Annotated in this window: 18 protein-coding genes; 14 read left to right on the forward strand and 4 right to left on the reverse strand. The window is 55.0% G+C overall.

The genetic code is table 11. The annotated features are described in order from the left end of the window. Nucleotides 1–47: 47 nt before the first annotated feature. The 9 genes from DSM117340_RS06680 to DSM117340_RS06720 all read left to right on the forward strand — a co-directional run bounded on the left by DSM117340_RS06680 (nucleotide 48) and on the right by DSM117340_RS06720 (nucleotide 7,884). Nucleotides 48–929: a lysophospholipid acyltransferase family protein gene (locus DSM117340_RS06680; RefSeq protein ID WP_089891369.1), complete on the forward strand. Its 882-nt coding sequence runs from the start codon at nucleotides 48–50 to the stop codon at nucleotides 927–929. 11 nt (nucleotides 930–940) lie between these two features. After that, nucleotides 941–1,753: an aspartate/glutamate racemase family protein gene (locus DSM117340_RS06685; protein ID WP_089891366.1), complete on the forward strand. Its 813-nt coding sequence runs from the start codon at nucleotides 941–943 to the stop codon at nucleotides 1,751–1,753. A 52-nt stretch (nucleotides 1,754–1,805) separates the two neighbouring features. After that, nucleotides 1,806–2,834 (forward strand): N-acetyl-gamma-glutamyl-phosphate reductase, encoded by a 1,029-nt coding sequence (argC, locus tag DSM117340_RS06690; protein ID WP_089891363.1) that lies wholly within the window; start codon nucleotides 1,806–1,808, stop codon nucleotides 2,832–2,834. Between the two features lie 11 nt (nucleotides 2,835–2,845). Further along, complete coding sequence (gene ccmE / locus DSM117340_RS06695; protein WP_089891359.1) at nucleotides 2,846–3,292, forward strand: cytochrome c maturation protein CcmE; 447 nt, start codon at nucleotides 2,846–2,848, stop codon at nucleotides 3,290–3,292. 57 nt (nucleotides 3,293–3,349) lie between these two features. Continuing rightward, nucleotides 3,350–3,964 (forward strand): holin-associated N-acetylmuramidase, encoded by a 615-nt coding sequence (locus DSM117340_RS06700; RefSeq protein WP_089891356.1) that lies wholly within the window; start codon nucleotides 3,350–3,352, stop codon nucleotides 3,962–3,964. Further along, complete coding sequence (locus tag DSM117340_RS06705) at nucleotides 3,955–4,539, forward strand: holin family protein (RefSeq protein ID WP_089891353.1); 585 nt, start codon at nucleotides 3,955–3,957, stop codon at nucleotides 4,537–4,539. Before DSM117340_RS06700 ends, DSM117340_RS06705 begins: the two co-directional genes overlap by 10 nt. Nucleotides 4,540–4,612: 73 nt before the next feature. Further along, nucleotides 4,613–6,583, forward strand: a complete 1,971-nt coding sequence (locus DSM117340_RS06710) for a heme lyase CcmF/NrfE family subunit (RefSeq protein WP_089891350.1) — start codon at nucleotides 4,613–4,615, stop codon at nucleotides 6,581–6,583. Then, on the forward strand, nucleotides 6,580–7,032 hold the full coding sequence (locus DSM117340_RS06715) for a cytochrome c-type biogenesis protein (protein WP_089891348.1): 453 nt from the start codon (nucleotides 6,580–6,582) through the stop codon (nucleotides 7,030–7,032). Before DSM117340_RS06710 ends, DSM117340_RS06715 begins: the two co-directional genes overlap by 4 nt. Before the next feature lie 69 nt (nucleotides 7,033–7,101). After that, nucleotides 7,102–7,884 (forward strand): enoyl-CoA hydratase-related protein, encoded by a 783-nt coding sequence (locus tag DSM117340_RS06720; RefSeq protein WP_089891345.1) that lies wholly within the window; start codon nucleotides 7,102–7,104, stop codon nucleotides 7,882–7,884. A 162-nt stretch (nucleotides 7,885–8,046) separates the two neighbouring features. On the opposite strand, the gene DSM117340_RS06725 is transcribed toward DSM117340_RS06720, so the two are convergent. Together DSM117340_RS06725 and gltX are read right to left on the reverse strand one after the other, a co-directional pair. Then, nucleotides 8,047–9,345 (reverse strand): citrate synthase, encoded by a 1,299-nt coding sequence (locus DSM117340_RS06725; RefSeq protein WP_089891342.1) that lies wholly within the window; start codon nucleotides 9,343–9,345, stop codon nucleotides 8,047–8,049. An 83-nt stretch (nucleotides 9,346–9,428) separates the two neighbouring features. After that, nucleotides 9,429–10,841, reverse strand: coding sequence for a glutamate--tRNA ligase (gene gltX / locus DSM117340_RS06730; protein ID WP_089891339.1), 1,413 nt, complete (start codon nucleotides 10,839–10,841; stop codon nucleotides 9,429–9,431). A gap of 75 nt (nucleotides 10,842–10,916) precedes the next feature. On the opposite strand from gltX, the gene DSM117340_RS06735 reads away from it, so the two are divergent. Continuing rightward, the gene (locus tag DSM117340_RS06735) at nucleotides 10,917–12,935 is read left to right on the forward strand and encodes a ComEC/Rec2 family competence protein (RefSeq protein ID WP_089891336.1); all 2,019 of its coding nucleotides are present in this window, start codon (nucleotides 10,917–10,919) and stop codon (nucleotides 12,933–12,935) included. On the opposite strand, the gene lexA is transcribed toward DSM117340_RS06735, so the two are convergent. Both lexA and mnmA read right to left on the reverse strand, forming a co-directional pair. Beyond that, on the reverse strand, nucleotides 12,929–13,627 hold the full coding sequence (lexA, locus tag DSM117340_RS06740) for a transcriptional repressor LexA (protein ID WP_089891333.1): 699 nt from the start codon (nucleotides 13,625–13,627) through the stop codon (nucleotides 12,929–12,931). The two genes, DSM117340_RS06735 and lexA, sit on opposite strands and share 7 nt — an antisense overlap. Before the next feature lie 257 nt (nucleotides 13,628–13,884). Beyond that, nucleotides 13,885–15,039, reverse strand: a complete 1,155-nt coding sequence (gene mnmA, locus DSM117340_RS06745; protein WP_089891330.1) for a tRNA 2-thiouridine(34) synthase MnmA — start codon at nucleotides 15,037–15,039, stop codon at nucleotides 13,885–13,887. Nucleotides 15,040–15,160: 121 nt separating this feature from the next. Here mnmA and DSM117340_RS06750 point away from each other — a divergent pair, with 121 nt between their 5' ends. The 4 genes from DSM117340_RS06750 to recG all read left to right on the forward strand — a co-directional run bounded on the left by DSM117340_RS06750 (nucleotide 15,161) and on the right by recG (nucleotide 20,632). Continuing rightward, entirely contained in the window at nucleotides 15,161–15,439 is a 279-nt protein-coding gene (locus DSM117340_RS06750; RefSeq protein WP_089891692.1) for a DUF1153 domain-containing protein, read from the forward strand. Nucleotides 15,440–15,534: 95 nt separating this feature from the next. After that, entirely contained in the window at nucleotides 15,535–16,251 is a 717-nt protein-coding gene (gene ctrA / locus DSM117340_RS06755) for a response regulator transcription factor CtrA (protein WP_271437055.1), read from the forward strand. Between the two features lie 176 nt (nucleotides 16,252–16,427). Then, on the forward strand, nucleotides 16,428–18,545 hold the full coding sequence (ligA, locus tag DSM117340_RS06760) for an NAD-dependent DNA ligase LigA (RefSeq protein WP_245724426.1): 2,118 nt from the start codon (nucleotides 16,428–16,430) through the stop codon (nucleotides 18,543–18,545). Then, nucleotides 18,542–20,632, forward strand: coding sequence for an ATP-dependent DNA helicase RecG (recG, locus tag DSM117340_RS06765; RefSeq protein WP_089891322.1), 2,091 nt, complete (start codon nucleotides 18,542–18,544; stop codon nucleotides 20,630–20,632). Before ligA ends, recG begins: the two co-directional genes overlap by 4 nt. Nucleotides 20,633–20,714: the final 82 nt, after the last annotated feature.

Here is a 20,714-nt window from a genome sequence, read left to right on the forward strand (position 1 = left end):
GGTGACGCAGTATGAAGCTGCGTAACCCGTAGTCTGGTGAGTAACAGATGGCCAAACACCCAAGCGCAGCCCGAGAAATTTCATACGCTTATTCCGCTCACACGCGGGGTGGGCGTGCTTTGATCCGCACTATGGAGAATGTTACCGGACGTTTGGGCCTCATAAGGCGCGCGCAAGGTTATGAACTTGACGTTGCCAACGGGCAGGACTTCTGGGACGTGATGGTGGCGCGCTATGGCTTATCGCTGAATATAGTTGGCGGTGCGCTTGAAAACATACCGCGTGAGGGGCCTCTGATCTTGGTCGCGAACCATCCCTATGGCATTTTGGATGGCCTGATGATGGGGCATATGCTGCGCCATACGCGCGGAGATTTTCGTATTTTGGCCAATTCTGTTTTCAACAAGGCAGAAGATATAAATCGCGTTATTTTACCAATCTCGTTTGATGAGACCAAAGAGGCTATGCGCCAGAACCTTGAGACGCGCCGTGAAGCCCTGCGCTATCTGGGCGAGGGTGGTGCGATCGGAATATTCCCTGGCGGCACGGTGAGTACAGCGGCAAAGCCCTTTCGCAAGACGCCGCTTGATCCGAGCTGGCGAAACTTCACAGCGCGTATGGTGGCGAAGTCTGGTGCAACTGTTGTACCTGTGTTCTTTGACGGAACGACAAGTCGTCTTTTCCAGATTGCCAGTCATATGCACTCTAATTTACGCATGGGGCTTTTGATTAAAGAATTCAGTAAACGAGTTGATAGCCCAGTCGATGTTGTGATCGGAGCGCCCATTAATGCTGTCGAACTCAAGGCACGCGCGAGCGACAGCAAAGCAATGATGGATTTCCTGCGCCAATCGACGTATGAGCTTTCTCCAAGGCCGCTTGCAACGCGAGAGTACGGCCATGAATTTGAAGAGAAACATCGCGCTTGAGGGCGTCACACATGGCTGTTGGTATTTTTGATTCTGGGCTCGGCGGGCTCACTGTTTGGCAGGCGGTGCGCGAGCGTATGCCTGATTTACCCATTCACTATTTAGCGGACTCTGCCCATGCGCCCTATGGGGTGCGTGATGCTGACGATATTCACGCCTTAACGAAAGCTGCTGTTGAACGGCTGTGGGCTTCTGGCTGTGATCTCGTCGTCTTGGCCTGCAATACGGCAAGTGCGGCTGCGCTCAGACGGATGCAGGAAGCGGGCGTACCTGAGGGCAAGCGGGTTCTTGGTGTGTTTGTGCCTCTTATTGAAGCGCTGACGGAGCGCGATTGGGGCGATAATTCGCCGCCCAGAGAAGTCGAAGTTAAAAACGTGGCTCTGTTTGCGACGCCTGCAACCGTGTCCAGCCGCGCTTTTCAGCGAGAGTTGGCCTTCCGTGCGATCGGCGTGGATGTAGAGGCACAGGCTTGTGGTGGTGTGGTCGACGCGATTGAAGATGGCGATATGATCTTGGCTGAGGCACTTGTGCGCAGTCATGTTGACGCGCTCAAGCGGAAGATGCCGCAGCCTCAAGCTGCAATCCTCGGGTGCACGCACTATCCTTTGGTCGAATCCGTCTTTCAGGATGCTTTGGGTGCAGATGTCCAAGTTTTCAGCCAGCCTGCGCTTGTTGCAGCGAGCCTTGCAGACTATTTGGACCGCCGCCCAGAGATGCGCGGCCCAGGCGAGACCAACATGTTTTTGACCACGGGAGACGCAAAACGCGTTTCTGACCGTGCAACGCAATTTTTGCGACGACAGATCACTTTCGAAGCCGCCTAACTTGACTGTGTGATCTCTTAAATACCTCTAACGACTGAAAGTGAGGTCTGTCATGACCCATAAAATCGCAATCCTTGGCGCGTCTGGTTACACAGGTGCAGAGCTTATTCGTCTTTTGGCAGGGCATCCTGCGTATGAAATTGTGGCACTTGGTGCCTATTCAAAAGCGGGTCAGCGTTTGGCTGAGGTGTTTCCGCATCTGCGCCATTTGAATTTGCCGGAGCTCGTGAGCTTTGATCAAATCGATTTTGACAAGATTGATCTGTGCTTCTGTGCATTGCCGCATAAAACGAGTCAGGAAGTCATTCGTGATTTGCCCAAGCACTTGAAAATTGTCGACCTCAGCGCCGATTTTCGCCTTCGGGATCCAGACGCCTACACGCAGTGGTATGGCAACGCTCATGGCGCGGTTGAGATGCAAGGTGAGGCTGTCTATGGTTTGACCGAATTTTATCGCGACGAGATTGCCAAAGCGCGGCTTGTCGCCGGAACGGGGTGCAACGCGGCGACAGGTCAGTTTGCTCTGCGGCCGCTGATTGAAGCGGGTGTTATTGATCTTGATGAGATCATTATGGACCTGAAGTGTGGTGTGTCAGGAGCTGGGCGCTCGCTCAAAGAAAATTTACTGCATGCTGAGTTGAGTGAAGGCTATAACGCCTATGCTGTTGGGGGAACCCACCGCCATCTTGGTGAGTTTGATCAAGAGTTTTCTAAGCTCGCTGGACGGGACGTGAAAGTCCAGTTCACACCTCATTTGATGCCTGTAAACCGCGGCATTCTGGCGACCGTCTATGTCAAAGGAGATGCGCAAGAAATACACGCTACGTTTGCAGACGCATATGCGGATGAGCCTTTTTTGCAGGTCCTGCCGTTTGGCGAAACACCTAGCACGCATCATGTGCGTGGCTCAAATTTTTGCCACATCGGTGTCACAGGCGACCGTATCGCAGGCCGTGCGATTGTAGTCGCTGTATTGGATAACTTGACAAAAGGTAGCAGCGGGCAGGCCTTGCAGAATGCAAACTTGATGTTAGGTGAAGAAGAGACATCTGGTTTGATGGGCGTTCCCGTCTTTCCTTAAGGGAGCATGGCATGAAAAGTTTGAAGAAAAAGCGGCGGGTTCAAGTTATGGCTTTGGCGGCTGTTTCGCTTGTGGCGGCGACCGCACTCATCGGATTTGCGATGAAGGATGGGATCAACTATTTTCGTGCGCCCAGCCAGATTGCGGCAAATCCACCGCCGCCGACGGAGACGTTTCGTATTGGCGGCCTTGTGGAGGAGGGCAGTCTCACGCGCGGGCAGGGTAAGGCTGTGACTTTCAGCGTCACCGATGGTGGCGCCAGTGTAAAGGTAAGCTACACAGGGATTTTGCCTGATCTGTTCGAAGAAAACCAAGGGATGGTTGGTACAGGTAAATTGCAGGATGGCGTGTTTATTGCATCAGAAATTTTGGCAAAGCACGACGAAACCTATATGCCCCGTGAAGTGGTCGACGCCCTAAAAGAGCAGGGTGTTTATCAGGATCCGAACGGTAGCTAAGCACTGTCTTAATTAAGTTTGAACAAGCTCTTCACACCCAGTGTGGAGAGCTTTTTTATGTCAAAGACGGTCCGTGATATTGCAAAAGGGATTGTTTTGCGCGAGGGCGGCTTCGTGAATGACCCTGATGACCTAGGGGGCGCAACGAACTTTGGTGTCACAATTCATACAATGCGGCGGCTCGGGCTGGATCTTGATGGTGATGGTGATGTTAACATCGAGGATGTAAAGGCGCTGCAGCGCGATCAAGCCGTTGATCTATTTATTGAGCACTATTTTGTTGCACCTGGCCTTGTGGCACTGCCTGAGCTTTTGCAAGCAAGTGTTTTTGATATGTACGTGAATGCTGGTTCAAGCGCTGTGAAAATCCTCCAAAGGCTTCTTCGGGATATGGGTTACGTGCTTACTGTTGATGGGATCGTCGGTCCTCAAACGTTGGCCTGGGCTCATGATGCTGCTCTGCGCGCACCCCAAAGTTTTGTTGATGCATATGGAATTGCGCGCCGTAACTATTACTTCCGCATCGCTGACCGTCGGATTGAGAGTCGTAAATTTGCGCGCACGCGAGCGGGTGGCAAGGGCGGGTGGATACGACGAGCCGAGGAGTTTATTCGGCCAGAGTTTCACCTGACTGAGGCCGAGTTTCAAGAAAGGACAAAGCAATGGGGTTGATCGAGCGCTTTCTGACACTGATGTTCGGGGGCGGACGCAACGCTCTGTCCCAAACAGCGGAAGTCTTTCGTGAAAATGCGGAGCGCCAAGCGCACCGAGAGGCTGTGTTACGTTCAGCAGCTCTGGGACAGTTTCAAGACGAGTTTTCGAACCCGCCTTACACTCGGTTTGATCGCTTTATTGATGGGCTAAATAGGCTTCCCCGCCCGATGTTAGCATTTGGTACGATCGGTCTGTTTGTCTCTGCAATGATTGAGCCCATATGGTTTGCCAGTCGGATGCAGGGCATCGCCCTTGTTCCGCAACCTTTGTGGTGGCTGTTGGGGGCAATTGTCTCTTTTTATTTCGGTGCGCGCCATCAAGTTAAAGGACAAGCCTTTCAACGTGAGATCGCTCAGACATTGGCGCGTGCGCCAGATGTTGCGCGCGATCTTGCAGATTTACAGGCGCTCAAGGTAGGCGCTGGTCATATGCTATCTGCTGAGCAGCTGGCCTCTGGGGGGGAGGCGAGCGCGGAAGATAAGAACCCAGCTTTGAATGACTGGGACCAAGAGCAAGGCTCTGCTGGCCGCTAACCCGCGACAATGTGATCCGTCGAGGGCGTCGATTCCGATTGGCGAAGCCTGCGGAAATAGCTAACAAGATACTATGGTAGCAGAACTCGGACATTTCGCCCTCATCCTTGGATTTGTTGTCGCCATTTTGGTGACAATCGTGCCGCTCGTTGGTGCATATATGCGCTGGCCGGGGTGGATGAGATTTTCAGAAACTGGCTCGAATGCGCTGTTTTTACTCACGGTGACATCTTTTGGCGCGCTGACTTATGCGTTTGTTGTATCCGATTTTTCGGTGAAGCTTGTATGGATGAATAGTCATACCGCCAAACCAATGCTCTATAAAATAACGGGCGTCTGGGGGAACCACGAAGGCTCGATGTTGCTTTGGGTTTTGATTTTGACATTGTTTGGCGCCATGGCTTCTTGGTTTGGAAATGGCCTGCCGCCGACACTTAAGGCACGAATTCTCGCTGTTCAGGCGTCAATCACAACAGCTTTTATGGCATTTGTTCTTTTCACGTCTAACCCGTTTCTGCGGCTTGATCCTGCGCCTTTGAACGGCAAGGATTTGAACCCGCTGCTGCAAGACCCAGGCCTCGCATTTCACCCTCCATTCCTCTACCTTGGCTATGTCGGCCTCTCAATGGCCTTCAGCTTTGCTGTAGCTGCCCTTATTGAGGGGCGCGTGGATGCCGCTTGGGGACGTTGGGTGCGCCCTTGGACTTTGGCCGCTTGGATTTTTCTCACAATCGGAATTGGGCTCGGCTCATGGTGGGCCTATTACGAACTTGGCTGGGGTGGGTTCTGGTTCTGGGACCCTGTTGAAAACGCCAGCTTTATGCCGTGGCTTTTGGCCGTTGCTTTGCTGCACTCCGCGATTGTGGTTGAGAAGCGAGAAAGCCTTAAGAGCTGGACTATTCTGCTCGCTATTATCGCATTTAGTTTTTCACTGCTGGGCGCGTTTATTACGCGGTCTGGTATTATCACATCCGTGCATGCATTTGCCACCGACCCTGAACGCGGTGTGTTTTTGCTCCTCATTATGGGTGTGTTTACCGGCGGCGCTCTTGTGCTCTATGCTGCGCGCGCGAGTGTGATGGAGGCGAAAGGCGTCTTCGGTATGGTTAGCCGTGAATCCGCTCTTGTGGTGAACAACATCCTGCTTGCCGTATCTGCTTTTATCGTTTTCATCGGGACAATGTGGCCGCTGTTCAGCGAGATGTTCTTTGACCGAAAATTGTCTGTTGGCGAACCTTGGTTCAATGCAGCATTTACACCAATTATGGTGTTGCTTGGGCTCGTTCTGCCACTTGGTGCGATGCTGCCTTGGAAGCGAGGCAAACTTGGGCGTGTCGCCTTGAAGCTGAGGGTTGGCTTTGTTTTGGCAGTCGCCATTGGGGCTTTGTTTTGGGCCGTACAGACTGGTCGATCATCCCTTGGCCCTGTTGGTCTGTTCCTTGGCGCTTGGTTGATTGCTGGCTCTGCCACAGACATTTTGAGCCGCGGACGCAAAGGCGAGGTGCTAAACCGGCTTCGCAACTTACCGCGAGCCGATTGGGGTAAGGCCGTGGCGCATGCTGGTCTTGGCGTCACAATGGCTGGTATCGCTGGTTTGATTGCTTGGGAACAAGAAGATATCCGCGTCCTGAAAAACGGTGAGCAGTTTGACATCGCAGGTTACACCATCGTGCTGAACGGCGTTGAAGAGGTTCAAGGGCCTAACTATCTCTCGACGATGGGAGATGTAACGCTGCTAAATGGCACGCGTGAAATTGCAACGCTGAACCCTGAAAAAAGAGTTTACCCAGTGGCAGGGATGCCAACCACAGAAGCCGCAATCGATATTGGGTTTTTCCGCGACGTCTATGTCGTCGTAGGAGATGCACAAGTGGGCGGTGGTTGGGCCTTTAGAACTTACTACAAGCCTTTGGCAAACTGGATTTGGGGCGGCGCAATTTTGATGGCAATTGGCGGAGCGCTAAGCCTGTCGGATCGTCGTTACCGCGTTGCAGCTGGCGCTCGGCAGACGCCCTCGACAACCGTTGGAGTGGCTGCAGAATGAAGTGGCTTAGTATACTTTTTATATTCTGGACGCTGCCTGCCTTTGCAGTTCAACCGAACGAGGTTTTGAGCGATCCAAAGCTTGAAGAGCGCGCCCGCGATTTGAGCCAAGGGTTGCGCTGTCTCGTGTGCCGCAACGAGAATATCGACGACAGCAACGCAGAATTGGCACGCGATTTGCGCCTCTTGGTGCGTGAACGTTTGGTCGAGGGCGACACTGATGAAGAAGTGCTCGATTTTGTAGTGAGCCGTTATGGTGAGTATGTCTTGCTCAATCCAACCAAAGGCGGCAGCAACGCCATATTGTACTATGCTGGTCCTGGAATGCTCTTGCTCGCGTTGTTAATCGGCGGGCTTTATTTAAGAACACGCGCGCGAGCGACGCCCGAAGGCAGTAACAGCTTGAGTGATGACGAAACTAAGCGCCTCAAGCAGATCATGGGCGAGTGACGCTTCGTTTCACTTTCCTTAGCTGGCGAAATCGGTTTTGTCTGATACCACTGAAGCGCGAGGGATATCATGGAATTTCAAACTGTTACATATGAGTTGAATGCAGACGGATACGCGGTCATTGGGCTCAATAGGCCTGACAAGATGAACGCGATGACAGCACAGATGCGTGCTGAAATTCCTGTAGCTTTAGCTGAAGCCATCAAAGCTGGTGCGCGCTGTGTTGTTCTCACTGGGCATGGAAAGGCGTTCTGTTCGGGCCAAGATTTGGGTGACGGCGGGAACGCTGCAGAAATAGATTTGGAGCGTGTTCTGCGGGATGAGTATAATCCTATGGTGCAAAACCTAGTGTCCTCACCTGTGCCTGTGATTGCCGCTGTAAACGGCGCTGCGGCAGGTGCGGGTGCCAATCTCGCTTTGGTGGCGGATGTCGTCATCGCGACCAAAAGTGCGTATTTCATGGAAGCCTTCACGCGTATCGGACTAATTCCTGATGCGGGTGGCACATACTTTCTGCCGCGGTTGGTTGGGCCTGCAAAGGCAATGGGGGCGGCGCTGTTTGCAGAGAGAATTAGTGCCGAAGAAGCTGACCAAATGGGGCTGATCTGGGAGCATGTTGAAGATACAGAGTTCGAGACGCATTGGCGTGCCCGCGCAGCGCATCTGGCGCATGGGCCGACGGAGGCCTACCGACGTACCAAGAAGGCGCTGCGTGCGAGTCTTGGTAACAGTCTTGAGGAACAATTGAACCTTGAGGCCCACGAACAAGGGCGCGCAGGCAAGAGCCGAGACTTTAAAGAGGGTGTGATGGCGTTCCTTGAGAAGCGTAAGGCACACTTCGAGGGCCGTTAAGCGACCAAATGTTCTTCAGTGCTAAAGACCTTGCTCGAAGGGGCGCCAAAGCTGTTTGAAGCCAGCTAAAGTATTCAGAGTTAATCGAAAAAATGTCCATCAAAAAAAGGCCCGCTTTTGAGCGGGCCTTTTTCGTATTTTGTGTTTTCAAAGCAGTCGGGCTTAGCCGCGCTTTTCGACGTCTACGTAGTTACGCTCTGTCTCGCCGAGGTAAAGCTGACGCGGGCGACCAATTTTCTGTTGTGGATCTTCGAACTGTTCTTTCCATTGTGAAATCCAGCCGACTGTACGCGAAACAGCAAAGATCGGTGTGAACATCGACGTTGGAAAGCCCATCGCTTCAAGAATGATGCCGGAGTAAAAGTCGACGTTCGGGAAGAGCTTTTTCTCAACAAAGTACGGATCGTTGAGCGCAACTTGCTCAAGTTCTTTTGCGACTTCGAGGATCGGGTTGTTTTCAACGCCGAGAAGTTCAAGCACTTCGTCAGCTGATTGCTTGAGCACCTTGGCGCGGGGATCGGTGTTTTTATAGACGCGGTGACCGAAGCCCATAAGGCGGAAGGGGTCGTTCTTGTCTTTAGCGCGCGCGATATACTCTGGAATACGGTCTTTCGTTCCGATTTCCTTGAGCATTTCGAGGCAGGCTTGGTTTGCGCCGCCGTGGGCTGGGCCCCAAAGGCATGCAATACCCGCTGCAATACAGGCGAAGGGGTTTGCCGCAGAAGAAGAGGCCAGACGCACTGTAGAGGTTGAGGCGTTTTGCTCATGATCAGCATGGAGTGTGAAGATACGGTCCATCGCGCGGCTCAGGATCGGGTCTACGTTGTAGTCTTCTGCAGGGACAGCAAAGCACATGTGCAGGAAGTTTGACGCATAATCCAGATCATTGCGTGGGTATACGAACGGCTGACCAATCGAGTATTTGTAGGCCATAGCCGCGATTGTCGGAAGTTTAGCGATCATACGGATCGAGGCTACTTCGCGCTGCCATTCGTCATTGACGTCAGCACTGTCAGCATAAAAGGCAGACATCGCGCCTACAACGCCCACAAGCGTGGCCATTGGGTGGGCATCACGACGGAAACCACGGAAGAAGTTGTGCATTTGCTCGTGCACCATGGTGTGGCGCGTGACGCGGTTTTCAAAATCTTCGACTTCGGCCGCTGTCGGGAGTTCACCATAGAGCAACAGGTAGCAGACTTCGAGGTAATGTGACTTCTCAGCGAGCTGATCAATCGGGTAACCGCGGTGCAAAAGCTCGCCTTTTTCACCGTCAATGAACGTGATCGTGCTCTCGCAGGAGGCTGTAGAGGTATAGCCTGGATCATATGTGAACACACCCGCTTGCGCATAAAGCTTGCGGATGTCGATGACATCGGGCCCAGTGGTGCCTGAGTACATGGGGAGCTCGAAGCTCTGCCCATCAATTGTCAATGTCGCTGTTTTGGTGCTGTCTGTCATCTTGGCCTCATCCTCTGAAGTCTTGAGCGCGGATCGCCCAAGAGTGTCTATATCTTATCTGGCTATAAAAGCTGTTAACGCCTTTATGCCGCTGCATCCTGAATACGGGCGAGAGTCTCGTCCGGACCAAGAACCAGCATCATGTCGAAGACGCTGGGCGTTGCTGCTCGTCCTGCAAGGGCTGCTCGGAGCGGTGCCGCAAGTTGTCCAAACTTTGTGCCTTTCTCTTCGGCAAAGCCGTTGAGGAGCGCTTCCAAGTCTGCACGTGTCCAGCTAGCATTTTGCAGATGCGGCGTCAATTCTTTCAGTATGCCACGGGATACCGTGTCGAGTGCCTTAGCAGCTTTTTCATCGGGTGAGACGGGCCGATCAACCATGATAAAGTGTGCTTTATCAATTAGTTCTCCGTATGTCTTCGCGCGCTCTTTGAGCTGTGGCATGGCTGATGCAAAAAGTGAAATTTTTGAATCTTGGAGGCCGCCTTGGCCTGTGGCAGCCAAAAAGGTCTGAAGTTCATGCAGCAGTGCAGCATTTTCTGTAGAAGCGATGTGCTGTCCGCAGAGATTCTCCAGTTTTTTGAAATCGAACCGAGCTGGGGATTTTCCGATACTGGGAAGATCAAACCATTCAAGTGCCTGAGCGTCTGTGAAAAACTCGTCGTCGCCGTGACTCCAGCCAAGGCGGGCGAGGTAGTTGCGCATGCCTGAGGCAGGGTAGCCCATATGTTGGTATTCTTCGACGCCAGTTGCGCCATGACGCTTGGATAGCTTTTTGCCATCAGGCCCAAAGATCAGCGGGATGTGGGCATAAACGGGCAGTGGCCAACCCATTGCCTCATAGATCATCATCTGTCTCGCAGCATTGTTGAGATGATCATCGCCGCGGATTACATGTGTGACTCCCATATCATGGTCATCCACGACCACGGCAAGCATATAGACTGGCGTGCCATCGGAGCGCAGCAGGATCATGTCATCAAGCTGGCTGTTCTGGATTGTTACATCGCCTTGCACCTGATCTTTGATCACGGTTTGGCCCTCTTTGGGGGCTTTTATGCGGATCACATAGGGTGCGTCAGGGTGTTCGCTTTCTGACACCTCGCGCCAGGGCGAATGATAGTGTGTGCTGGAGTTCGTGGCGCGGGCGGCCTCACGGAAGGCTTCGATATCGTCCTGTGTTGCGAAACACTTATAAGCTTTGCCCTCGGCGAGGAGCTGGTTGGCCACTTCTGCGTGGCGTGCGCCTTGCTCGAACTGGCTCACGGGTTCTCCATCATAGTCAAGGCCCAACCAGTCCATGCCACGTAGGATAGCCTCGGTGGCCTCCGGTGTTGAGCGGGCGCGGTCGGTGTCTTCGATGCGAAGGAGGAACTTGCCGCCACGGCCACGCGCATAGAGCCAGTTAAAGAGCGCTGTGCGGGCCGTTCCGATGTGCATGAAGCCCGTAGGCGACGGGGCAATACGGGTGACGACGGGTTTTTCTGAGGGCTGTGACATGGAGAATTAACCTTTCGGTAACCATCAATTGGTTAGGATTTAAGCCTGTCTAACTATCTCCATGGGTAAGAACAAGTGACGTGGCTCAAGGCCTCTTGCGAGCGTGTTTTGCTCGGACAGCGCGGCGCGCTTTACCCTTGGGCGCCCGTTTTTCTTGCATTTGGGATCAGTCTTTACTTTGCCTTGCCAAACGAGCCACCTCTCGCGGCATATGCACTGGCTTTAGCGGCAACCTTTGTCGGGAGTGTTGTTCTTGCATTGTATCGCAGCCTCTTTGCTCCTTTGGTTTGGGTCTGCCTCCTTGTCTCCGTTGGGTTTGGATTGGCGGGGGGGCGGGCGGTTTGGGTTTCGGGGCCTGTTTTGGGGTGGCGTTATTATGGACCGGTGGAGGGGCGGATTGTTTTAATCGACCGTTCGGCCAGTGGCGCGCTGCGGCTGACGTTGGATCAGGTGATTCTTGAGCGCTTGCCGCCGAACAAAACGCCAACGCGGGTACGCGTTGCTTTGCACGGAGCAGAGAGCGCAGTGCCGCAGGCCGGCAGCACCGTTCTGATCACGGCGCATTTGTCTCCCCCTTCAGGGCCTGTTGAACCAAACGGTTTTGATTTCCAGCGCCATGCTTGGTTTCAAGGGCTTGGTGCTATCGGCTACAGCCGCACGCCTCTTATGGTACTTGAACCCGCGCGCCATGCGGCCCTGATCAGTCAGGCCCGATATGCTTTTGCCAATTTCGTTCGCAGCGAAATCAAAGGAGAAAACGGCGCTTTTGCAGCCGCAATTATGGCGGGGGACCGCTCGGCCATGTCACAAGAGACGGTCGACACGCTACGCCACACCAATCTGGCACATCTCTTGGCCATTTCGGGGCTGCATATGGGGCTATTGAGTGGCTTTATCTATGCTGCGATCCGGTACGGGCTTGTGCTCAGTCCGAGCTTACGCCACCGCGTACCCATCCGAAAAACAGCGGCGTTTGGCGCGCTGGTCGTTTCATTTTTTTATCTGCTCCTATCAGGCGGCTCTGTTGCGACGGAGCGTGCCTTCATTATGGCCATGGTGGCCCTTGGAGCGGTATTTTTTGAACGCCGTGTGATCAGCTTGCGCTCTGTGGCTACGGCGGCGCTGATTGTGCTTTTGTGGCAGCCAGAGGCGTTGCTCGGCCCCGGGTTTCAGATGTCATTTGCAGCGACAACTGCGCTTGTCGCTGTGTTTGCTGCCCTTCGGGACTACGATGTATCTCTCGGCCCGAAATGGCTGCGCCCTTTTGCAACGTTGTTTATCACGTCCTTTGTCGCGGGCTTGGCGACGGCTCCTGTCGCAGCGGCGCATTTTAACCACTTCGCCCACTATGGTCTTTTGGCCAATTTGCTGGCGGTGCCTTTGATGGGCGCACTGGTGATCCCTGCAGGGGTGATTGCGCTGCTCCTTTGGCCGCTTGGGCTCTCGTCGCTGGGCTTTTTTGTGATGGAGCTTGGTATCTCGTGGATCCTCACCGTTGCAGGCTTTTTTGCTGCCCTCGACGGTGCGCGTGGCACTGTTGTTGCGCCTGATCCTTATGTTCTAGCTATGATGATGCTGGGTGCATTGGGCGTGGCCCTGTGGCGGGGGACTGCACGGCTCTTTGGTGTTCTCCCGATGCTTGTGGCTGCTGGGCTTTGGTCGCAGACAACACGGCCTGATGTTTTGATCTCAGATACGGGTAAGCTTGTCGGGGTGATGACTGGGGAGGGACGGGTTCTCAGTGCAAAGTCGGGCAGTGGGTTTGTGGCGCGCGGCTGGCTAGAGAATGATGGTGATTTGCGCTCGCAGGAGGCGGCGGCTCGGCACTGGGAGGAGGCTTCAGCTGTGGCGGCATATCCGCTTCTTCATGCCCGCGGAAAGGCTTCTGTTGCTGCGGCAGGCTGCGGGGCGGGGCAAATCCTTGTCGTAGCAGGTCTGCTTGAGCGCGATCTGCCTTGTCTTGTCTTTGATGAGAGGCGGCTCAGGGAGACAGGCGCTGTGGCGCTTTATTTTGAGCGGGATGAGCTCAAAATGAAAACGGCCCGCGAGAGCACGGGCCGAAGACTTTGGAATACACGGCGGGCGCGTCAGTAAGTGCGGATCAGCCCGACAAGGCGGCCTTGTACTTTGACTTGGTCTTCAGGGAAGACGCGCGTTTCATAGGCAGGGTTTGCGGCTTCCAGAGCGATTGCGTTGCCACGGCGGAAGAAGCGCTTGAGCGTGGCTTCCTGATCTTCGATGAGCGCAACGACAATATCGCCGTTTTCGGCTGTCTGGCTTTCACGGATGACGACAACATCACCATTGTTGATGCCGGCCTCGATCATGGAGTCGCCTTTGACTTCAAGAGCGTAGTGTTCTCCACCGTCGCGCATCATGCTGGTGGGCACGGCCACGTTGTGGGAGACTTCGCTGATTGCCGCGATGGGCACACCTGCCGCAATACGACCCATCACAGGCACTTCCTGTGCAGAGACATGGCCCACGGGCATGGCGCCTGCGGGGCGAGGGCCATCGGGCCTGTCGCCATCAATCACCTTGGGAGTAAAGCCGCCTGATTTGCCTGCCATACTGTCGGGGAGTTTGACAATCTCGATGGCGCGGGCACGGTGCGCCAGGCGGCGGATAAAGCCGCGTTCTTCAAGAGCTGTGATGAGGCGGTGGATGCCAGACTTGGAGCGCAGATCAAGGGCCTCTTTCATCTCGTCAAAGCTGGGTGGTACGCCGTCGCGTTGCACCCGTTTGTTGATAAAATCGAGCAGATCGAGCTGTTTCTTGGTGAGCATCCGCTGGCCCTCTTATGAGTTAAACTTCCTTTTGTTCTACTCATGTTCTCTTTTTGTGTCAACTGTTCTGTTTTTGAGCGGCACAACCAGAACACCAAAGCCTTAAAGCTGCGTCCCTAAATCTTAATGAGGCCTAAAACGGCTGATTCTAGGGGGGTGATATGCGTGCACACCCCGTGCACAATGCGTGCACCGCCTGAAACGCGAAGTGTTAAGTGAAATTAACTGAACGTGCCGTGCGCTGCCGTGAGGCGGGCTTAACCCTTTACGATCCAGCCGCCGCCGAAGATACGGCTGCCTTCGGGATCATAAAACACGCAGGCCTGTCCGGGGCTGACGCCTTCTTCTGGGGTGAGAAGCTCGACTTCGCCTGTGGTCGGGCCAGTGGAGCGCAGGATCGCTTCGCGGGGCGCACGCGTTGAGCGGACCCGCACGGCGATGCGGCGCTCTGGCGTGGCTTCGAATGGTTCATCGCCCAGCCAGTTGATTTCGGCCAGGGGCACGATGCGTGTTGCGAGGGCTTCTTTTGGGCCGACGACGACGCGTTTGTTGTCAACATCAAGCTTCACCACATAGAGCGGATCGGCAAGGCCGCCGATCCCAAGGCCGCGGCGCTGGCCGATTGTGTAGTGAATGACACCTGTGTGCTCGCCAAGGACGTTGCCGTTCATGTCGACAATTTCGCCAGGCTCGGCCGCACCAGGACGCAGCTTTTCGATCACGGCAGCATAATCGCCATTTGGCACAAAGCAGATGTCTTGGCTGTCGGGCTTGTTGGCGACTTTGAGGCCATATTTCTCGGCCAAAGCGCGGGTCGCGTCTTTGGAGGGGAGGTGACCCAAGGGGAAGCGAAGATACTCAAGCTGTTCTGGCGTCGTGGAGAAGAGGAAATAGCTTTGATCGCGGTTGGCATCGGCGGCGGAGTGCAGCTCGGGGCCTTCTGCGCCCATCATGCGCTGAATGTAGTGGCCTGTGGCCATGCAGTCGGCATCCAGATCGCGGGCTGTGGCGAGCAGGTCTTTGAATTTTACCCGTTCATTGCAGCGGATGCAGGGCACGGGTGTTGCACCGCCAAGATAGCTGTCTGCAAATTCATCAATAACGGCATCTTTAAAAATGTTCTCATAATCGAGGACATAATGCGGGAAGCCCATCTCTTCGGCAACGCGGCGCGCGTCGTGGATATCGATCCCCGCACAGCAAGCGCCCGACTTGGCCAGAGCTGCGCCGTGATCATAGAGCTGAAGCGTGACGCCGATTACGTCATAGCCTTCTTCGGCCAACATAGCTGCGACAACAGAGCTATCAACGCCGCCTGACATCGCCACAACAACCCGTGTTTCACTCTCGGGTTTGGCAAAGCCAAGAGAGTTAAGCTTCGTTTGGGGCGCAGGATGGGATGCGACAGACATGGGTGGCTCCGAAAACTTCTCTGAAAACATGAGGAAAATTCTATGTTTTCTTGGGGGTTGGCTTCATGCCTCTTTAAGCGCTTTGATCGAGTTTGGCCATGACACAAAGAAGGTTTATGCCATGTATCTCAAGAAAGTCGATGGTCCAAGGGCTGTTCGTCTCCCTGACGGGAAGGTGATGACTCGCGCAGACTTGCCACCCGCTAAAACGCAACGCTGGGTTGCATCGCGAAAAGCGCTTGTTGTTAGAGCGGTTCTTTATGGGCTGATGACGCAGGCCGAAGCCATGAGTATTTATGACCTAAGCGAAGAAGAGTTTTTCGAATGGGTGCACGCTGTCCGCGCCTATGGCGATGCTGGCTTGAAGGTTACGCAGCTGCGGTCGGCCAAACACTCTTAGGTTGTCTGATGTCTTTTTTTTGCTATGGTAACCAGAGGTTAACCAATTTTGGTCAGGTTTAAGCTCAATGAAAGAATAACTGCGGAGAAATTAAAATGCGCGTCCTTCTCGTTGAAGACGATCCGACGACCAGCAAAAGTATCGAAATGATGCTGACCCACGCCAACCTTAATGTCTACACAACAGACATGGGCGAGGAGGGGATCGATCTTGCGAAACTTTATGATTATGACCTTATTTTGCTTGATTTGGGACTACCTGATATGAACGGGCACGAGGTGCTGCGCCAGCTGCGCCTTGCCAAAGTCGACACGCCTATCCTGATTTTGTCGGGTTCGGACGACACAGAAAACAAGATCAAAGGCTTTGGCTTCGGAGCGGATGATTATCTGACCAAGCCATTTCATCGTGAAGAACTTGTGGCGCGAATCCATGCCATTATTCGTCGCTCGAAGGGGCATTCTCAGTCTGTGATTAAAACGGGCGAGATTTTGGTCAATCTGGACGCTAAGACCGTTGAAGCAGGCAACAAACCTGTGCACCTGACGGGCAAAGAGTATCAAATGCTTGAGCTGCTTTCGCTGCGAAAGGGCACGACGCTGACAAAAGAGATGTTCCTCAATCACCTCTATGGCGGGATGGATGAGCCTGAGCTCAAGATTATTGACGTATTTATCTGCAAGTTGCGCAAAAAACTGGCAAATGCCACGGATGGTGCGAACTACATCGAGACGGTCTGGGGCCGTGGCTATGTTTTGCGTGATCCACAGCCAGACGCCTTGGATGACACTCCGATCGCGCTTGGCGCATAAGCTTTAGAGACAGTTTCTCCTGACTGGCGCAGTGGTTTTCCACTGCGCCTTTTTCAGTTTGGGCGTCTGTTTGCTGCGTGTGCTTGGCCGTATTTTTTCTGTGTTGCCGCGCACTGGCACAACGGGCAAACTTGGGGCATGTAAGCAGCGACAAAGCGAAAGACTTGGGGGCGCGTGTGGCAGAGCAGGACGTTAACACTTTGACTGAGGCCGCAGCGCGGGACGAGCTTGCGAGGCTGGCCGAGGCGTTGGCTGCGGCCAACACGGCATATCACACTCAGGATGCACCAGAGATTTCGGATGCCGAATACGACCGCCTGAAACAGCGTAACGCTGCGATTGAAACGCGCTTTCCTGAGTTAAAGCGCGCGGACAGCCCGAGTGAGAAAGTCGGGGCCGCACCATCTGATGGTTTTTCAAAAGTTACGCATGCGCAGGCGATGCTTTCGCTGGGCAATGCTTTTGAAGACGCGGATGTCGACGATTTTGTTGCGCGAACAGCCAAGTTTCTGGGGGTTCCCGAGGCCAGTCTGAGCTTTACCGCGGAGCCCAAGATTGACGGTTTGAGCTTGTCTTTGCGGTATGAAAACGGCCTGCTCGTGCAGGCGGCAACGCGCGGCGACGGGGCGACAGGCGAAAATGTCACTGCAAATGCCCGCACGATTGCGAGCATTCCGCATCAGCTTGTTGGTGCGCCAGATATTTTGGAAGTGCGTGGTGAGGTGTATATGCGCCATGCTGATTTTGCGGCGCTTAATGCGGCGCAAGAGGCGCGCGGGGCCAAGAGTTTTGCCAATCCGCGCAATGCTGCGGCGGGTTCGCTGCGTCAGCTTGATCCGGAAATCACACGGCAACGCCCACTTGCTTTTTTTGCCTATGCTTGGGGCGCGCTTTCGCAGCCTTTGGCAGAGACCCAAATGGAGGCGATTTTGCGTCTTGCGGCGCTTGGCTTTGAGACCAACCCGCTGACAGCGCTTTGCGCGGGGGCAAAAGAGCTTGTGGCGCATTACGATATGATCGGCGCGGCACGTGCGGATCTGCCTTATGATATTGATGGTGTCGTTTACAAGGTGAACGATCTGGAGCTGCAGGCGCGCCTCGGCTTTCGCAGCACAACGCCGCGTTGGGCTATTGCCCATAAGTTTGCCGCGGAGCTGGCTTGGACCAGACTCGAAGGTATTGATATTCAGGTTGGGCGCACGGGCGCTTTGAGCCCAGTGGCGCGACTTGTGCCTGTCACGGTCGGAGGGGTCGTTGTGTCAAACGCAACGCTGCACAATGAGGACTATATCCAAGGGCGCGACAACAAGGGCGAGGGCATTCGCGGCGGCAAGGATATACGTGTGGGTGACTTGGTGCAGGTCTATCGCGCGGGCGATGTGATCCCCAAGATCGCGGATGTGGATCTGAGCCAGCGCCCAGAGGGTACGCAGCCCTATGCTTTTCCAGATGTTTGCCCCGAGTGTGGCTCTGAGGCCGTCCGCGAGGAGGGCGATGCGGTGCGCCGCTGCACAGGTGGGCTGATTTGCCCTGCGCAAGCCGTTGAAAAGTTGAAACATTTTGTGTCTCGCAAGGCGTTTGATATTGACGGGCTTGGCGCAAAACAGATCGAGATGTTTTATCACGATGATCAGCTCCCAATCCGCGAGCCTGCTGACATTTTCACGCTGGCGGCGCGGGACGGGGCCAATCTGACCAAGCTGAAGAACCGTGAGGGTTGGGGCGCACGCTCTGCGGAAAAGCTGTTTGAGGCGATTGAAGAGAAGCGTAAGATTGGCTTTGCGCGGCTGCTGTTTGCTCTTGGCATTCGTCATGTTGGCGAGCAGGCGGGCAAGCTTTTTGCCAATTATTACCTCAGTTGGGAGGGGTTTGTGAGCGCAGTGCGCGCCGCCGAAGACGAAGGTGGCGCGGCTTGGGCCGAGCTCTTGAGTATTGATGGTGTTGGTGAGGTGATGGCGCGTGCGCTGGTCATGGCTTTTGCGCAGGAGCACGAGCGCGAGAGCATTGAGCGGCTTGTGGGCGAGCTTGAGATTGAGGATGCGGAGGCTGTGGCGAGTGACAGCCCTGTCGCAGGCAAGACACTTGTCTTTACGGGTACGCTTGAAAAAATGACGCGCGCGGAGGCGAAAGCCCGTGCTGAAAGCCTTGGTGCGAAGGTTGCGGGGAGTGTTTCGGCGAAGACTGATTTGCTGATCGCGGGGCCCGGAGCGGGAAGTAAGGCCAAAAAGGCGGCAGAGCTTGGTATTGAGACGATAGATGAAGACGGCTGGATTGCGCTGGTGGCGGGGCTATGAGCGGACGGCCGACAGCGCTTTTTCCTCTGTTTGCGGGTCTTGAGACGCTGGAGGGCGTGGGCCCCAAGACAGCGGCGCTTCTGGAGCAATTGCATGTTCTCAAGCCGCGCGATCTGATTTTTACGCTGCCGTACAGTGGCATTGATCGAGCGGTGCGCCCCAGTGTTCTGGGGCTTGATTTTCCAACGGTGGCGACTGTTGAGGTCGAGGTGATACAGCATCATCCGGCGCGGGCACGGGGGCGGCCAAGGCGGGTGCAAGTGGAGGATAGGGATACGACATTTGAGCTCGTGTTCTTTCATGCGCGCGGGGAGTATTTGCAGAAGATACTGCCTGTCGGTGGGCGGCGTGTCGTTTCGGGCAAGCTGGAGATGTTTGACAGTGTCATTCAGATGACTCACCCAGACCATATCCTGCCGTTGGAAGAGGCGGCAGATTTGCCGTTATTTGAGCCTGTCTATCCTCTCACTGCGGGGGTGAGCCAGAAGGTGATGTATAAGGCGACGCGGGCTGCCTTGGCTCGGATGCCCGAGCTTGATGAGTGGGCGGACGCCGAACAACTGCGCCAAGCGGGCTGGCCCACATGGGCGGCCTCAGCACAGGCGGCACATGCGCCGACATGTCTTGCAGATTTAACTGCGACGGCCCCTGCGCGAGAGCGTTTGGCGTATGACGAATTTTTTGCGCATCAGCTTACCTTGGCCTTGGCGCGGATGAACCGCCGCAAGGGCAAGGGGCGGGTGAGCGCGGGCGATGGCGTGTTGCGCGCTAAGGTTCTGAAAAGTCTGCCATTTGAGCCAACGGGCGCGCAGAGCCGCGCTGTGAGCGAGATTGCCAAGGATATGGCGCAGCCTGCACGAATGAACCGCTTGTTGCAGGGGGATGTGGGGGCGGGCAAAACGCTTGTGGCCTTGATGGCTTTGCTTGTCGCTGTCGAGGCGGGCGGGCAGGGCGTTATGATGGCGCCCACCGAGATTTTGGCGCGGCAGCATTTGCAGGGCTTGCAGCCTTTGGCGGCGGCGGCGGGTGTGCGGCTTGAGCTTCTGACAGGGCGGGACAAAGGGCGCGCGCGGACCGAGAAGCTGGCGGCGCTGGCCAGTGGTGAGATTAACATTCTTGTTGGAACCCACGCTGTCTTTCAAAAGGATGTGCATTTTGCCGATCTGCGGCTGGCGATTGTGGATGAGCAGCACAGGTTTGGCGTGCGTCAGCGGCTGGAGCTGGGCAAGAAGGGGGTGAGCGCAGATGTGCTTGTGATGACTGCGACACCCATCCCGCGCAGCCTCGCTCTGGCGCAATATGGCGATATGGATGTTTCGGTGCTTGATGAGAAGCCAGCTGGACGGCAGCCGATCAAGACCGCCCTTATCAACACGCAGCGTATGGATGAGGTGATTGAGCACCTTAAGGGCGCTGTGGCTGAGGGGAAACAGGCCTATTGGGTCTGCCCCTTGGTGGAGGAGAGTGAGAGTGTGGATCTTGCCGCTGCTGATGAACGCTTCAAGGCCCTGCGCGCGCGGCTTGGGGACGGTGTTGTTGGGTTGGTGCACGGGCAGATGCCACCTGAGGAGAAGGACGCGGCCATGGCCGCATTTCAGCAGGGCGAGCTGAGTGTTTTGGTTGCCACCACGGTGATTGAAGTGGGGGTGGATGTCCCCAATGCGACCATTATGGTGATCGAACGTGCAGAGAGCTTTGGGCTGTCGCAGTTGCATCAGCTGCGCGGACGTGTTGGGCGCGGAAGCGGGGCCTCGACCTGTCTTTTGATGTATCGCGCGCCAATGAATGAGGGGGCAGAGCGGCGTCTGACGACCTTGCGTGACACGGAAGACGGCTTCAAGATTGCTGAGGTGGATCTTGAGATGCGCGGTGCTGGTGACTTGATTGGCACGGCACAATCTGGAATGCCGCGGTTTCGCGTCGCGGATATGGAAAGCCAGAGCGCGCTCATGAAAGTGGCGCAGAGCGATGCGCGCAAGCTGCTGAATGATGACCCGACACTTGAAACACCGCGCGGGCAGGCGGCGCGGGCGCTTTTATGGCTGATGGAGCAAGATCAGGCTATCCGTTTGATATCAGTGGGTTAGGCTGTTTGTTCTCACATTTATCGTAAATGTTCTCAAAAAGTTCTTTACAGAACATGAATTAAATGAGAACAAAGAGGCAACA

This window comes from Lentibacter algarum, assembly GCF_040580765.1.
GTDB lineage: Bacteria > Pseudomonadota > Alphaproteobacteria > Rhodobacterales > Rhodobacteraceae > Lentibacter > Lentibacter algarum.